Source organism: Sandaracinobacteroides sp. (assembly GCF_057137845.1).
In genome coordinates, this window is record NZ_DBNHFX010000095.1 from 1 (window position 1) to 13,432 (window position 13,432).

Here is a 13,432-nt window from a genome sequence, read left to right on the forward strand (position 1 = left end):
TCCGACCCGCTGCCCGACAGCGGCCACCGCCCGGAAATCGGCGATTTCGCCGACGCGATCGTCGCGTTCCTCGATGCCGCCGGAATCCAGCGCACCGCCGCCTACGGCTTTCATTCGGGCGGCATCATCCTTGCAAGCGCCCTGAAGCGCCACCCGGAACGCTTCTCGGCGCTGGCAGTCGGCGGCTACGCCGTCTGGACAGATGCGGAAATGGCGTTGTTCGGCGAACATTATCTGCCGCCGTTCCGGCCTTCTGCCTATGGCGAACATCTGTCCTGGGCCTGGAACCGCATCCTCGAACAAAGCTGGTTCTTCCCGTGGTTCGCTGTCGACGGCACGCACCGGATGTCGGTCGCGCATGACGATCCGGCCCGCGTCGACGCCACCCTGCGCGACCTGCTCGACAGCGGCGACGCCTATCGTGCAGGCTATGGCGCGGTGCTGCGTTCAGCAAGCGACCTGCCGGAACCAGGCGCCACCGTGCCGCCTGCCCTGATCACCGCCTACAACGGTGACCCGCTGCAGGCGCACATCGGCCGCATGGGCAAGCTGCCCGCCGGCTGGGAAGCCTATCCGGTCGCCACCCCGGAAGCGCATCAGCAGGCATCGCTGGAATTCCTGCTGGCGCACGGTGAAACGGCGGCCGTCACCCCCCGCGAATCCGCCGACCAGGGCTTCCTCCACGTCGAAACGGCGCAGTTCAACGGTCTCATTCGCTGGAAGGGAAACCCGGCGGCCGAACGATGCACCCTGCACGCGCCGGGCCAATCACTTGACCTCGTCGGCGCATCCGAACTGGCAATCGACATGCCGGGCCACGGCCTTTCCGACGACTGGGCAACCGCGCACCCCGAGGGCTGGGCCGCATGGGCCGAAGTGCTGCAAGCGGTGCAACGGGCACTTGGCTTCGCCCGGCTTTCGATCCCCGCGCCGCTGGCAGGCGATGCCGAACCATTGTTCCCCGACCTCCGGCCAGACCGGTTCGGCACCCACCTGACGGCTGCATGGCAGATCGTGCGGGCGCGCACCTTCTTTGCGCCATGGTATCAGGCGTCCGCTGCCAACGCCGTCGCCTTCACCCCGGCCGACATCACGCCGGAAAGGCTTGCGCGTGCACATCTCTCGCTGCTCAGGGCGCGCGCAGCGCGCGCCTATCAGCGGGCGCTTTCCAGCCGGCCGGCCTAGCGGATCCGGCTTCCCTTCGACGCGCGGGCGATCGCGCGCACGGTGCGAAAGGTCAGCAGCCGGCCGCGCCCGGTTTCGATCACCACGTCGGCCAGCGCGCGTTTCGTCGCGTCGGGCATCTGGTGCGCCAGCACGGCCATGAACTTTCCTTCGGTCATGCCGGGCCGGGCCAGCACCCGCCCACGCTGCACCCGCAACGGCGCCGACGCAACGGCAATCAGATCGACCGCCTTCCAGCCTTCGCCTTCCAGCAGCAGCGGAATATCCAGCACGATCGCCCGGCGGCTGCGAAAGCGGCTGCGAAAGCGCTGCTGCATCCGCCCGACCGCCGGGTGCACGATGCGCTCAAGCTGCTTCAGCGCCGCCTGATTGCCGAACACCGCCGCCCCCAGCTTCTGCCGGTCGACACCCGAAGGCCCGGTGGTGCCCGGAAACGACGCCTCGATCGCCGCCAGCGCCGACCCGCCCGGTCCCTGCACTTCGCGCACGGCCGCATCGGCATCGAAAACCGGAATACCAAAGTGCCTGAATTTCGAAGAAACCTTTGATTTCCCCATGCCGATCGAGCCGGTCAGCCCGATCACCACCGGCCGCGCCTTTTTCATGCGGCACCCCCCGTCAGCAACCGGCGCAATTCCGCATCATGCTGGCGCGGCGGTTCCGCCCCATAAAACATGGCAAAGGCGCGGTCGGCCTGCCCCACCAGCATTTCCAGCCCGTCGATCGTCTGCGCGCCGCGCGCCCGCGCCGCCGCCAGCAATCCGGTTTCCAGCGGCGCATAGACCAGATCATAGACAAGGCCGCCAGCAGCCAGCCGGTCCAGCCGCACGTCCAGCGGCGGCTGGTCCTTCATGCCGAGGCTCGAAGCATTCACCACCAGATCCGCCTGTGGCAGTTCCATCGCCGCCACCAGTTCTACCACCCTTGCCGCCCGCCTTCCCGGCCAGCCATCGGCCAGCGCGCGCGCCTTTTCCACCGAACGGTTGACGATCGTCAGTTCCTCGACCCCCAGTGCATTAAGCGCCATCATCACTGCGCGCGCGGCGCCGCCGGCGCCGATCATCACTGCGGTTTGCGGCCTTGCGCCCTGCCGCACCAGAGGCTCCAGAAAGCCCGACCAGTCGGTGTTGAAGGCCATCAACGTCCGGTCTGGGCGCACCAGCAGCACATTGGCGGCACCGGTCGCCGCTGCGCTCTCGTCCTGCCGGTCGGCGGCTTTCAGCGCGATTTCCTTCAAGGGCACCGTCACGTTGACACCGGTCAATCCAACCAGCGGCAGCGAACGAAACGCCTGATGCGCAGTTTCGGGCGCCACGGACAGGCGCACATAATCGCCGTCCAGCCCCAGTTTCTGCAGCCAGAAGCGGTGGATCAGCGGGCTTTTGGAATGGGCAACCGGCCACCCGCAGACGCCTGCCGTCTTCTGGCCGCCGAAATCGGCCGTTTCGAACCCCGTCAAACCAGCAACTCCCCTGCTTCGCGCAGCCAGCCAAGCACCGCCAGCAGCGGCAATCCGCGCACCACGAACTGGTCGCCATCGACCCGCGTGAACAGTTGCACGCCAAGGCCCTCCAGATGATAGCCGCCGACGCTTTCCAGCACAGCGTCTCCGGCGAGCGCCAGATATTGTTCCAGCCATTCCGTCGAAAATTCGCGCACTGCAAGCGTCGCCACCTCGACATGGCGCCACAGCACCTGCCCGTCGCGCACGATCGCCGCTGCCGAAACCAGCCGGTGCGTGCGCCCGCGCAACGCCAGAAGCTGCGCCCGCAAGCCATCGCGGGTGCCGGGTTTCTCCAGCCACTCGCCCGGTTCCAGTTCCAGCATGGAATCGCTTCCCAGCACCAGCCGCCCCGGGTGACGGTTGGCAAGCTTCAGCGCCTTCAGTTCCGCCAGCCGGCAGGCAACGTCGCGCACCGGCAGCCCGCGCAATCCGGTGGTCACCGCCTCCTCGTCGATCCGCGCCGGCATCGCCTCGAAGCGCACCCCCGCTGCTTCCAGCATCGACCGGCGCGACTGACTCTGGCTCGCCAGAATCAGCAAAGGGGTTTCAGCGTTCACGCTTTCTCCTTTGCGCGCCCGCGCAATCCCAGCAGGTTGATCAGTTCCGCCGCCGTTTCCTCGATGCTGCGGCGGGTCACATCGATCACCGGCCAGCCGCGATCGGCAAACAGCCTTCTGGCCAGAGAAAGTTCATGCGCGATCACTTCCGGATCGACATAGCCCGCCCCGAACCCAAGCATCCCCTCGCCCAACACGCGGGCGCGGCGCACCTGCCCCAGCCGGTCGGGCGATACCGTCAGCCCCACCACCAGCGGCTTTTGCAGCTCCAGCAGATCAGGCGGCAGCGGCCTCCCCGGCACATAGGGCATGTTGGCCACCCGATAGCCACGATTGGCCAGATAGACGGACGTCGGTGTCTTGCTGCTGCGGCTTACGCCCACCAGCACCAGATCGGCCTCCTCCCACTCGTGCGGATGCAGGCCGTCGTCATGCTCCATGGTCCAGTCGATCGCTTCGATGCGGCCGAAATAGGCCTCGTCCATGCGGTGCTGGCCGCCCGGCCGCGAAGCCGCCTGCGTGCCAAGCATCCGTTCCAGCCCGGCGATCACCGGGTCCATCACTGCGATCACCGGCAGGCCCAGCATGGCGCAACGCGCTTCCAGCCGTTCGCGAACCGACCGTGCCACCAACGTATAAAGCACCAGTCCCGGCACCTGCGCCACTTCTTCCAGCACCCGGTCCAGATGCCCTTCGGAACGCACCATCGGCCAGTAATGCTTCACGGCCTCGACACCGGAAAACTGCGCCAATCCGGCCTTCACCAGGCTTTCCAGCGTCTCGCCGGTCGAGTCCGACACCAGATGCAGATGCAGGAGCGTCATGCTGCTGTCATGCCGCGACACCTGTGGACAATCCACCGGAAAAACCGCGATTTTGCCTGAATCATTGCGTGGGCAGTCTACCTGAAAACCCGGCAGCGCCAACCGATCCAGTGCCGACAATCACCCCGCCCGCCGGTTCATCCGCATGTGCACATCCTCGGCCGATCCGCACACAGGCTTGGAAATCCATCGAAACATCCAATGATTCCATATCGTTCACGCATATGCATACTGTTGGCGAAATTGTGGATGAAAACCCATCCACAGCTTCCACAGGGACAACAGGCAACATCAATCCTGTTCTTAGGAAAGGAATTAGGAGTCTGTTGCCCGGCCGCATTTGCCTACCGCCCGCGTCCTCGATACAGACCCAACCATGAACCCCGCACTTGCCGTCCTTTCCGGGCAGACGCTCGATCCGCCACCCGTCTGGCTCATGCGTCAGGCCGGGCGCTACCTGCCCGAATACCGCGAACTCCGGGCACAAAAGGGCAGTTTCCTCCGCCTCGCCACCGACAGCGACGCCGCCTGCGAAATCACCCTGCAACCGATCCACCGCTTCGGCTTCGACGTGGCGATCCTGTTTTCCGACATCCTGATCGTGCCCTGGGCGATGGGCCAGTCGCTCGACTTCACCGAGGGCGAAGGCCCGCGCCTGTCGCCGCCGCTTTCGGAAACGCACCTCGAAACCCTGACCGCCGATCCATCGCGCTACCGGGCGATCTGGGAAACCGTCGGCAAGGTGCGCTCGGGCCTCGCCGCAGACAAGGCATTGTTCGGATTCGCCGGCGCGCCGTTCACGGTTGCAACCTACATGGTCGCAGGCCAGGGCTCGAAGGATCAGGCGGCCGCCCGGCTGCTCGCCTATGCCGATCCCGGTCGCTTTCAGGCCTTGATCGACGCCATCATCCGCGAAACGCTCGACTATCTGTCCGGGCAGGTGGCAGCGGGCGCCGATGCGCTGATGCTGTTCGACAGTTGGTCCGGAAGCCTCGCCGCCGCCGAATTCGAACGCTGGGTCGTCGCCCCGACGGAAGCGATCGTCGCCGAACTGCGCCGGCGCCATCCAACGGTTCCGATCCTCGGCTTCCCGCGCGGCGCCGGGGAAAAGACGCCCGCCTACGCCCGCGAAACCGGCGTGACCGCGCTTTGCATCGACGAATCGACCGATCTTTCCTTCGTCGTCGCCAACACGCCGGATTCGCTGGTGCTGCAAGGCAACATCGACCCGCTCGCACTGAAGGCCGGCGGGGCGGCGCTCTCGGAAGCACTGGCGCGGGTGCGTCGGGTGATGGCCGGGCGGCCGCACATCCTGAACCTCGGGCACGGCATCGACCGGTTCACGCCGATCGCCCATGTCGAACAACTGCTCAGCGAACTCAGGGGGTCCGGCAGATGAACCATCTGGTCGGGTGGCTTGGTGCCGCCTACATGCCGATGAAGGCGCTGCATGTGGTCGTGGTGATGTTCTGGATCGCCGGGCTGTTCATGCTGCCGCGCTATCTCGCCTATCAGGCGGGCGTGCCGGTCGGCTCTCCGGAGGATCTGAACTGGCGTCTGCGCACCGCGCGCATCCGCCGCATCATCCTGACTCCGATGCTGTTGCTTGCGTGGATTACCGGGCTTGCGGTCGCCACCAGCTACGGCCTTGCGCATGCCGGCTGGATTCACACCAAGATCGGCCTCGTGGTTCTGCTCAGCGGCTATCACGGCTGGATGGTGGCAACCGCCAGACGCATGGCGCGCGGCGAACGGCCGCTTTCCGAACGGACGCTGCGCATCGTCAACGAAGTGCCGGGGCTGGCGGCGATCCTGATCGTCGCGCTGGCGGTGCTGAAACCGTTCTGAAACGGCGCGTCAGTCGTCCAGCATGTTGGCGGAGATGAACAGGATCTGCGCATTCACGAACACGCCGATCATCGTCAGCACCAGCGACAGCCCATGGCCGGGCTGCACCATCGGGATCAGCCTGCTCCATGGCAGCGCCAGCAGGTCGGCGGCGCCGTCGGGCACCGCCAACGGAATATCGAAACGCTGAAACGCCAGCGACGCAACCGCCAGCATTCCGGCCAGCAGCCAGATCCACCCAAGCACACGCGCAACCGACGACATGAACAGGCCCTCCCCGGCTGTCCTCGATAAACTGCGGTTATAGTTCCATTCCTTAACGATGTACGCAAGCCTTGCAGGCCTGCTTGACCTCGACGCAATGAACGCCTAACCGCGCCAAAACGGCGTCCCGTCCTGGAGCACGCCAGCAACGATTTCCCGCAAAACCATCAGCGCAAGCCGGCACGGCGCGCCACAAGAATGATGTTCCAGCAACGAGGCTTTGGATCATTTCCATGCAACTTATTGAACTTAAAAAGAAAACACCGGCTGATCTGGTCGCCATGGCCGAAGAACTCGGCGTCGAGCAGGCGTCGACACTGCGCAAACAGGACCTGTTGTTCGGGATCCTGAAGGCCAAGGCCGATTCCGGCGAGGAAATCATCGGCTCGGGCACCATCGAAGTGCTGGCCGACGGCTTCGGCTTCCTGCGCTCGGCCGATGCCAATTATCTGGCCGGCCCCGACGATATCTACCTGACGCCCGGCATGGTGCGCCGCTTCGGCATCCGCACCGGCGACACCGTCGAAGGCGAAATCCGCGCTCCCAAAGACGGCGAGCGCTACTTCTCGATGGAGAAGGTGAACCGGATCAACTTCGACAACCCGGATGTGCTGCGCCACCGCGTCAACTTCGACAACCTGACGCCGCTCTATCCGGATGAAAAGCTGAAGCTCGACAACGCCGACCCGACCACCAAGGACAAGTCGGCCCGCGTCATCGACATCATCAGCCCGCAGGGCAAGGGCCAGCGTTCGCTGATCGTCGCGCCGCCACGCGTCGGCAAGACGGTGCTGCTGCAGAACATCGCCAAGGCGATCTCCGCCAACCACCCGGAAGTCTATCTGATCGTCCTCCTGATCGACGAACGCCCGGAAGAAGTGACAGACATGCAGCGCTCGGTGCAGGGCGAGGTGATTTCCTCGACCTTCGACGAACCGGCCGCCCGCCACGTGCAGGTCGCGGAAATGGTGATCGAAAAGGCCAAGCGTCTGGTCGAACACAAGCGCGACGTGGTGATCCTGCTGGATTCCATCACCCGTCTGGCGCGCGCCTACAACTCGGTGGTGCCGTCGTCGGGCAAGGTGCTTTCGGGTGGCGTCGACGCCAACGCCCTGCAGCGGCCCAAGCGCTTCTTCGGCGCCGCCCGCAACATCGAGGAAGGCGGTTCGCTGTCGATCATCGCAACCGCCCTGATCGACACCGGCAGCCGCATGGACGAACTCATCTTCGAAGAGTTCAAGGGCACCGGCAACTCGGAAATCGTGCTCGACCGCAAGGTCGCCGACAAGCGCATCTTCCCGGCGATGGATGTCGGCAAGTCCGGCACCCGCAAGGAGGAGCTGCTGGTCGACAAGGCGACGCTCTCCAAGATGTGGGTGCTTCGCCGCATCCTCATGCAGATGGGCACCGTCGACGCGATGGAGTTCCTGCTCGACAAGATGAAGGACTCGAAAACCAACGAGGACTTCTTCGCGTCGATGAACCAGTAGGCCGCCTGACTGGCGCCTGCCGGCCCGGCGGGCGCCAACATGCCCACCTGCAAACTGAGAGGGTGCGCGATCAACCGCTTGCGAAGGCTGGCGGTTCGCGGCAGTTTCCGGCGATGCAACGCATGCTTCCTCTTGCGGCCATCGCCGCCGCCTTCGCCGCGTCTCCCACGCTTGCCGCCACCGACCCTTCCGAGGCCGCGTTCCGCTCCCTCTACAAGGAACTGGTCGAAACCAACACGGTGGTGAACCGTGGCAGTTGCACCATCGCCGCGCGCCAGATCGCCGACCGGCTGAAGGCAGCCGGCTACCGCGACGACCAGCTTACCCTGTTCTCGGTGCCCGAACACCCCGATGATGGCGGCCTCGTCGCAGTGCTGCCGGGGAAAAACCCGAAGCTGAAGCCGATCCTGATGCTCGCCCACATCGACGTCGTCGAGGCAAAGCGCGAAGACTGGACGCGCGACCCGTTCAAGCTGATCGAGGAAGACGGCTATTTCTACGGTCGCGGCGTCTCCGACGACAAGGCGCAGGCGGCGATCTACTCCGACACCATGATCCGGCTGAAGTCCGAACCGCAACTGAAGCGCACGGTGAAGCTTGCGCTCACCTGCGGTGAGGAAACCTCGGGCGCCTTCAACGGCGCGGAATGGCTGGCGCAGAACCGGCGCGATCTGATCGACGCCGAATTTGCCATGAACGAAGGCGGCGGCGGCCGCTATGGCGCCAACGGCCAGCCGGAAACGCTCAGCCTGCAGGTCGGTGAAAAGCATTATCAGGACTACACGCTCGAAACAACCAACCCCGGCGGCCACTCGTCGATGCCCCGGCCGCAGAACGCGATCTACAGCCTCGCGCATGCCATTTCCGCAGTCGAGGCCTACAAGTTCCCGGTCCACCTGAACGACACCACGCGCACCTTCTTTGAACGCGCCAGCAAAATCGCCCCGCCGCCGATATCCGGGGCGATGCAGGCGATCGTCGCCAACCCCGACGACGCCAAGGCCGCCGCCATGCTGTCGCTGGATCCGGCGCTGAACGGCATGCTGCGCACAACCTGCGTTGCAACGCAGGTTGCAGCCGGCCACGCCCAGAATGCGCTGCCGCAACGCGCGACGGCCAACATCAACTGCCGCATCATTCCGGGTGAAACCGTCGAAGGAACGCTTGCGGCGCTGAAGGCGGCGGTCAACGATCCGTCAGTCGCCGTCAGCGCCAAGGGCGCCCGCAACAAGGTGGCGGTCCAGCCACCGCTGACGGACCGGGTGCTGAAGCCCGCCGAAAAGCTTGCCGCGAAACATTTCCCCGGCGTGCCGCTCGTTCCCTACATGGTGCCCGGCGCAACCGACGGGCCGTATCTGTCGCAGGTCGGCATTCCGGTTTACGGCGTCCCCGGCGTGCTTTCCGAAGCCGACGGCGGCGGCATCCACGGTCTCAACGAAAAGATCCGCGTCGAGGCCGTGATGAAGGGCCGCGCCTATCTGCACGACCTGCTGAAGGCCTACGCCAACCAGTAGGCATTCAGGAAACCGCCAAGGCGGATCGGCGCTAGGGCCGGTCCGCCTTGGCAAACCGCCTGAAAAAGCTGTCGGCGTTCCATTCCGGCGCCTGCTTCTGGTCGGCAACGGCGCGGATCAGCTTCACCAGATAGCGGTTGAAGGCGGTTGCATATTTCGGATCGATCGGCTGGCCCAGATCGTCGGACGGCGCATGATAGCGGTCGCGCAGCCAGACCTTCTGGATCTCCAGTTGCTCGGGCGTCGATGCGGCAAACTTCAGCGCCAATGCTGGCACGCCCGTCCTCACAAAGCTGTATTGGTCCGACCGCACGAACAGGTTCCGTTCCGGCTGTTCGTCGGGTACCTGCATCACCCCCAGCGACGCCGCAACCTGCGCCGAAAGCGGACCCAGCGTCGAATCCTCGGCGCCAAGCGCAGTGACATGGGTGAACGGCCACAGTGGCAGATACATGTCCATGTTGATATTGGCGACGATGTCGTTCGCCGGCACTGTCGGCCGGTTGGCGAAATAGCGGCTGCCCAGCAGCCCGCGCTCCTCGCCCGTTACCGCCACCAGCAGCACCGGCCGCCTGGTCCTCGCCTTCTTCAAAGCCCGCGCCGTCTCGATCAGCGAGGCGATCCCCGACGCATTGTCCATCGCGCCGTTATAGATGCTGTCGCCGTTGATCGGCTCGTCGATCCCCACATGATCGAGATGCGCCGTCAGCACGACATACTGGTCGGAAAGCGCGCGATCGGTGCCCGGCAGCACCGCCACCAGATTCGGCGCCGAAAGCGGCCGGTCATGCGCCACGACCTTGCCCTTCAGCCGCTTTTTCAGGTCGAAGCGCGGCAGTTCCGCGCCGCGATTGGCGATCGCCAGCATTTCGGCGAAGTCATGCCCCGAACCGGCAAACAGCAGGCCTGCCTCGGCAGGCGAAAAGCTTGCAGTCAGAAACGGCTGTTTCGCGTCATTCAGCGCCGGATCGGCAAGCCGCATACCGGGCGTCGTGGCGAACAGTTTCTGCCGCTCCCACGGGATGTCCATCTGCCCTGGATTGGCAATGCTGATCACGCCCAGCGCCCCGGCCTTTTGCAGCGCCGGCCAGAATTCCGCCGACCGCGCATGGCTTTTCAGCGCGCCCGCGATCTGTTTCGGCCCACCCGCCAGCGTGACGACGATCCTGCCCTTCAGCTCCTGTCCCGCAAAATCATCATGGCCGGCTTCGGGCAGGTGCAGGCCATAGCCCAGAAACACCAGCGGCGCGTCGAACGCGCCGGGCAGTTGCGGCACCCGGTTCCCCGGCAGGACCTCCTCGCCCGGAACCAGCCTGCGCTCGCCGTCGGCGCCCGCCAGCACCAGCGTCGAAGCGGCAAGATCCAGCGTCTGTTCCAAAAGCGCCACCGGCTGATAATAGCCCTGCGTGCCGGCGGGCTTCAGGCCCAACTTGCGGAACTCTCCGGCCACATAGGCGGCTGCCCGATCATAGCCCGGCGTGCCGGTCAGCCGGCCTTCCATGTCGTCGTCGGCCAGCACCTTCACATGCGCAAACCAGCGGCTTTCGGCGTTTGCAGCCTGCGCCGGGATCGGCGCCAGAAGGCACGACAGCAACAGCAGCGCACGAACGGGCAATTGCATCATCTTCTCCACACAAGGCCACGAACCATGACCGGAACAAGGCTTTCCCATCGAATGGCGCACGGTGCGCAAAGCCGCAAGGATTGCAAAGCCAGATTGTCGGGACCACGCAAAGCTGCAACAAGCAGGCGAACATCTGTCCCGGAAAGGCATCCGCCATGAAGTTCGAAGTGGAAATCGAAGCAACACCAGCCGAAGCACGCGCCTTTCTCGGCCTGCCTGACCTCACCCCTCTGCACGACGCCTGGATCGAACGGATGAAACTGTTCACCATCGACGGCGCATCGATGGACGACTGGCAGAAGCTGATGAAAAGCTGGACGGGCGGCGTTCCCGGCGTCAGCGAAGGGCTGGAAGCATGGCAGAAGCTGATGCTGACGGCGATGGCGCCGCAGGCCACCCCCAAGAAAAAGGACTGAACGGCGCCCAGGCTGGCGCCGGCTTCTGAACACAGGGTTTTTCAGATCCCGATGCAGATCATCCACGCATTGTCGTCGGGGCCGGTTCCCTCCGGCGTCGCCGTCATCCGTGTCAGCGGAACCGGCGCCTTTGCGCTGGTCGAACAATGCCTCGCCGGGCGGAAAATCGCTGGCGGGCGCAAGGCTATGCTGCGCAGCATAATCGCGCCTGACACGCAGCAACTGCTTGATAAAGCGTTGGTTACAGGTTTCCTCGGGCCAGCCAGCTTCACCGGCGAAGACGTGGTGGAAATACACAGTCACGGAAGCCCGGCGGTCGTCTCGGGAATCCTTGCCACGCTGGTCCGGCTCGGCTCCCGCCTTGCCGAACCGGGCGAATTCAGCCGCCGCGCCTTCTGCCACGGCCGCATGGACCTGACACAGGCGGAAGCCCTGTCCGACCTCATCGCCGCTGAAACCGACGTGCAGCGCGATCTGGCGCTTGCCAACAGCAGCGGCCGCCTGCGCGACCGGGCGGAAGGCTGGCGCGCACAGTTGATCGACATCCTCGCCGACATCGAGGCCGACCTCGACTTCTCCGACGAGGGGGACATCGCGGCCATGGCCGACAGGCCGGCAGCGCGGATGCTTGCGGCGCTGGTCGCAGCATTGCAGGCGGCGGTCGCCAGCGCCGCCATCGCAGAGCGCATCCGCCACGGCCTGTGCATCGCCATCGTCGGCCCGCCGAACGCAGGCAAATCCAGCCTGCTGAACGCGCTTGCCGGGCGCGACGTGGCGATCGTCACGCCGCATGCGGGAACCACGCGCGACGTGCTGGAAGTGCATCTGGATTTGGGGGGCAGGGCGGCGCTGCTCCTCGACACGGCGGGCTTGCGCGAAACCACAGACCCGATCGAGGCCGAGGGCATCGCCCGCGCCCGCGCCCGTGCGGCAGCAGCCGATCTCCGCCTCGATCTGGGCGAAGGTGGCAATGTGGTGAACCGGATCGACGAAACCGGCGAAGCGCCGGGCCAGCGCGACGGCCGTTTCCACCTGTCGGCGCGCACGGGTGCCGGGTTGGCGGAACTCGAAGCATGGCTGGTCGAATGGGCCGCGGGCTGCATCCCGCGCGGCGAGCCACCGCTCGTCAGCAGCGAGCGGCAGCGCGCCCTCATCACCGAGACGCTGCACTACGCGCAAGAGGCAATGGCGCAGCGCGATCCGGTGCTGTGCGCCGAATCGCTGCGCGGTGCCGCCAACGCGCTGGGGCGGCTTACCGGGCGGATCGATCCGGAGGCGGTTCTGGATGCGGTGTTCGGGCGCTTCTGTATAGGTAAGTAGTTGAATCATAACAATTACTGCGATTGTTCCACGTGGAACAATGCGGTCGCTGGCGGTGCGGTGTGGTCGTTTGTTTCCAAGGCCTCGCTCTGCTATGGCGCGCGCCACGATCCTGCATGATGTTCTGGTGATCGGCGGTGGCCACGCCGGCGTGGAAGCCGCCTGCGCGGCAGCACGGGTTGGTGCGCGCGTGGCGCTAATCAGCTTCCGGGCAGACAATATCGGCCAGATGAGCTGCAATCCGGCTATCGGCGGATTGGGCAAGGGCCACCTCGTACGCGAGATCGACGCGCTCGATGGGGTGATGGGTCACGCGGCGGATCGGGCCGCAATCCAGTTTCGGCTGCTCAATCGCAGCCGTGGGCCGGCAGTGCAGGGCCCGCGCGCGCAGGCCGACCGCAAACGCTACGCCGCCGCAGTGCGGGCGCTGGTAGCGCAGCATCAGGTGGAATTGATCGAGGCCGAGGTAACCGACCTGCTGGTCGAGGGTGGCCGTTGTGTCGGCGTCGCGACGTCAGTGGGGGGCTTCCGCGCCGCAGCCGTTGTCCTGACCACCGGAACGTTTCTGGGCGGTGTGCTGCATATCGGCGAAAAATCAACGCCGGGCGGCCGGGTTGCGGAATCCGGCGCGTCGGCGCTTGCGGCGCGGTTGCGGGCGTTGGGTCTGCCGATGGGCCGCCTGAAAACCGGCACGCCGCCGCGCCTCGACGGCCGCACGATCGACTGGACGAGGCTGGACCGGCAGGCGGGCGACGATACGCCAAGCTATTTTTCCGCGCTGACCACCGGCACCGATACGCCGCAGGTCGATTGCCTGATCACCAGGACGACCGCCGCAACCCACGCCATCATCCGCGACAACATCGGCCGGTCGCCAATGTATGCC

General features: G+C 65.5%; 14 protein-coding genes. 8 read left to right on the forward strand and 6 right to left on the reverse strand.

Going from position 1 to position 13,432, the window contains the following annotated elements:
* The coding region (locus AC16JP_RS04955; RefSeq protein ID WP_484339496.1) for an alpha/beta fold hydrolase at positions 1-1,185 on the forward strand (1,185 nt) is incomplete at its 5' end.
* Here AC16JP_RS04955 and coaE read toward each other — a convergent pair.
* From coaE to AC16JP_RS04975, 4 genes are read right to left on the reverse strand one after another with little or no spacing between them, the layout of a single operon-like run.
* On the reverse strand, positions 1,182-1,790 hold the full coding sequence (coaE, locus tag AC16JP_RS04960) for a dephospho-CoA kinase (protein ID WP_484339497.1): 609 nt from the start codon (positions 1,788-1,790) through the stop codon (positions 1,182-1,184). The genes AC16JP_RS04955 and coaE overlap by 4 nt on opposite strands.
* Positions 1,787-2,644: a shikimate dehydrogenase gene (aroE, locus tag AC16JP_RS04965; RefSeq protein ID WP_484339498.1), complete on the reverse strand. Its 858-nt coding sequence runs from the start codon at positions 2,642-2,644 to the stop codon at positions 1,787-1,789. The genes coaE and aroE overlap by 4 nt, the downstream gene beginning before the upstream one ends.
* Positions 2,641-3,246: a Maf family protein gene (locus AC16JP_RS04970; RefSeq protein ID WP_484339499.1), complete on the reverse strand. Its 606-nt coding sequence runs from the start codon at positions 3,244-3,246 to the stop codon at positions 2,641-2,643. The genes aroE and AC16JP_RS04970 overlap by 4 nt, the downstream gene beginning before the upstream one ends.
* Positions 3,243-4,070, reverse strand: coding sequence for a pyruvate, water dikinase regulatory protein (locus tag AC16JP_RS04975; protein ID WP_484339500.1), 828 nt, complete (start codon positions 4,068-4,070; stop codon positions 3,243-3,245). Before AC16JP_RS04975 ends, AC16JP_RS04970 begins: the two co-directional genes overlap by 4 nt.
* A gap of 376 nt (positions 4,071-4,446) precedes the next feature.
* Here AC16JP_RS04975 and hemE point away from each other — a divergent pair, with 376 nt between their 5' ends.
* Both hemE and AC16JP_RS04985 read left to right on the forward strand, forming a co-directional pair.
* Complete coding sequence (hemE, locus tag AC16JP_RS04980) at positions 4,447-5,469, forward strand: uroporphyrinogen decarboxylase (RefSeq protein ID WP_484339501.1); 1,023 nt, start codon at positions 4,447-4,449, stop codon at positions 5,467-5,469.
* Positions 5,466-5,918: a CopD family protein gene (locus tag AC16JP_RS04985; protein ID WP_484339502.1), complete on the forward strand. Its 453-nt coding sequence runs from the start codon at positions 5,466-5,468 to the stop codon at positions 5,916-5,918. Before hemE ends, AC16JP_RS04985 begins: the two co-directional genes overlap by 4 nt.
* 9 nt (positions 5,919-5,927) lie before the next feature.
* Here the strand turns inward: AC16JP_RS04985 and AC16JP_RS04990 are convergent, their stop codons facing one another.
* The gene (locus tag AC16JP_RS04990; protein WP_484339503.1) at positions 5,928-6,182 is read right to left on the reverse strand and encodes a hypothetical protein; all 255 of its coding nucleotides are present in this window, start codon (positions 6,180-6,182) and stop codon (positions 5,928-5,930) included.
* 233 nt (positions 6,183-6,415) lie between these two features.
* Here AC16JP_RS04990 and rho point away from each other — a divergent pair, with 233 nt between their 5' ends.
* Positions 6,416-7,672: a transcription termination factor Rho gene (gene rho, locus AC16JP_RS04995; RefSeq protein WP_484339504.1), complete on the forward strand. Its 1,257-nt coding sequence runs from the start codon at positions 6,416-6,418 to the stop codon at positions 7,670-7,672.
* A gap of 122 nt (positions 7,673-7,794) precedes the next feature.
* A complete protein-coding gene (locus tag AC16JP_RS05000) occupies positions 7,795-9,186 on the forward strand; it encodes a M20/M25/M40 family metallo-hydrolase (RefSeq protein ID WP_484339505.1) in 1,392 nt (463 codons plus the stop codon).
* A gap of 31 nt (positions 9,187-9,217) precedes the next feature.
* Here AC16JP_RS05000 and AC16JP_RS05005 read toward each other — a convergent pair whose 3' ends face one another.
* A complete protein-coding gene (locus tag AC16JP_RS05005; RefSeq protein ID WP_484339506.1) occupies positions 9,218-10,807 on the reverse strand; it encodes a M28 family metallopeptidase in 1,590 nt (529 codons plus the stop codon).
* A gap of 158 nt (positions 10,808-10,965) precedes the next feature.
* Between AC16JP_RS05005 and AC16JP_RS05010 the strand changes: the two genes are divergently transcribed.
* From AC16JP_RS05010 to AC16JP_RS05020, 3 genes are all read left to right on the forward strand, one after another.
* Complete coding sequence (locus AC16JP_RS05010; protein WP_484339507.1) at positions 10,966-11,226, forward strand: DUF6489 family protein; 261 nt, start codon at positions 10,966-10,968, stop codon at positions 11,224-11,226.
* Between the two features lie 51 nt (positions 11,227-11,277).
* A complete protein-coding gene (mnmE, locus tag AC16JP_RS05015; RefSeq protein WP_484339508.1) occupies positions 11,278-12,546 on the forward strand; it encodes a tRNA uridine-5-carboxymethylaminomethyl(34) synthesis GTPase MnmE in 1,269 nt (422 codons plus the stop codon).
* Positions 12,547-12,640: 94 nt separating this feature from the next.
* A partial coding sequence (locus tag AC16JP_RS05020; protein WP_484339509.1) for an FAD-dependent oxidoreductase occupies positions 12,641-13,432 on the forward strand: 792 nt, incomplete at its 3' end.

What these genes read in the sequence shown, in the direction of transcription:
- hemE (WP_484339501.1), top strand. Translation starts at nt 4,447, where the DNA reads ATGAACCCCGCACTTGCCGTCCTTTCCGGGCAGACGCTCGATCCGCCA.
- AC16JP_RS05000 (WP_484339505.1), top strand. Translation starts at nt 7,795, where the DNA reads ATGCTTCCTCTTGCGGCCATCGCCGCCGCCTTCGCCGCGTCTCCCACG.
- AC16JP_RS05005 (WP_484339506.1), bottom strand. Translation starts at nt 10,807, where the DNA reads ATGCAATTGCCCGTTCGTGCGCTGCTGTTGCTGTCGTGCCTTCTGGCG.
- AC16JP_RS04990 (WP_484339503.1), bottom strand. Translation starts at nt 6,182, where the DNA reads ATGTCGTCGGTTGCGCGTGTGCTTGGGTGGATCTGGCTGCTGGCCGGA.
- rho (WP_484339504.1), top strand. Translation starts at nt 6,416, where the DNA reads ATGCAACTTATTGAACTTAAAAAGAAAACACCGGCTGATCTGGTCGCC.
- mnmE (WP_484339508.1), top strand. Translation starts at nt 11,278, where the DNA reads ATGCAGATCATCCACGCATTGTCGTCGGGGCCGGTTCCCTCCGGCGTC.
- AC16JP_RS04975 (WP_484339500.1), bottom strand. Translation starts at nt 4,070, where the DNA reads ATGACGCTCCTGCATCTGCATCTGGTGTCGGACTCGACCGGCGAGACG.
- coaE (WP_484339497.1), bottom strand. Translation starts at nt 1,790, where the DNA reads ATGAAAAAGGCGCGGCCGGTGGTGATCGGGCTGACCGGCTCGATCGGC.
- AC16JP_RS05010 (WP_484339507.1), top strand. Translation starts at nt 10,966, where the DNA reads ATGAAGTTCGAAGTGGAAATCGAAGCAACACCAGCCGAAGCACGCGCC.
- AC16JP_RS04985 (WP_484339502.1), top strand. Translation starts at nt 5,466, where the DNA reads ATGAACCATCTGGTCGGGTGGCTTGGTGCCGCCTACATGCCGATGAAG.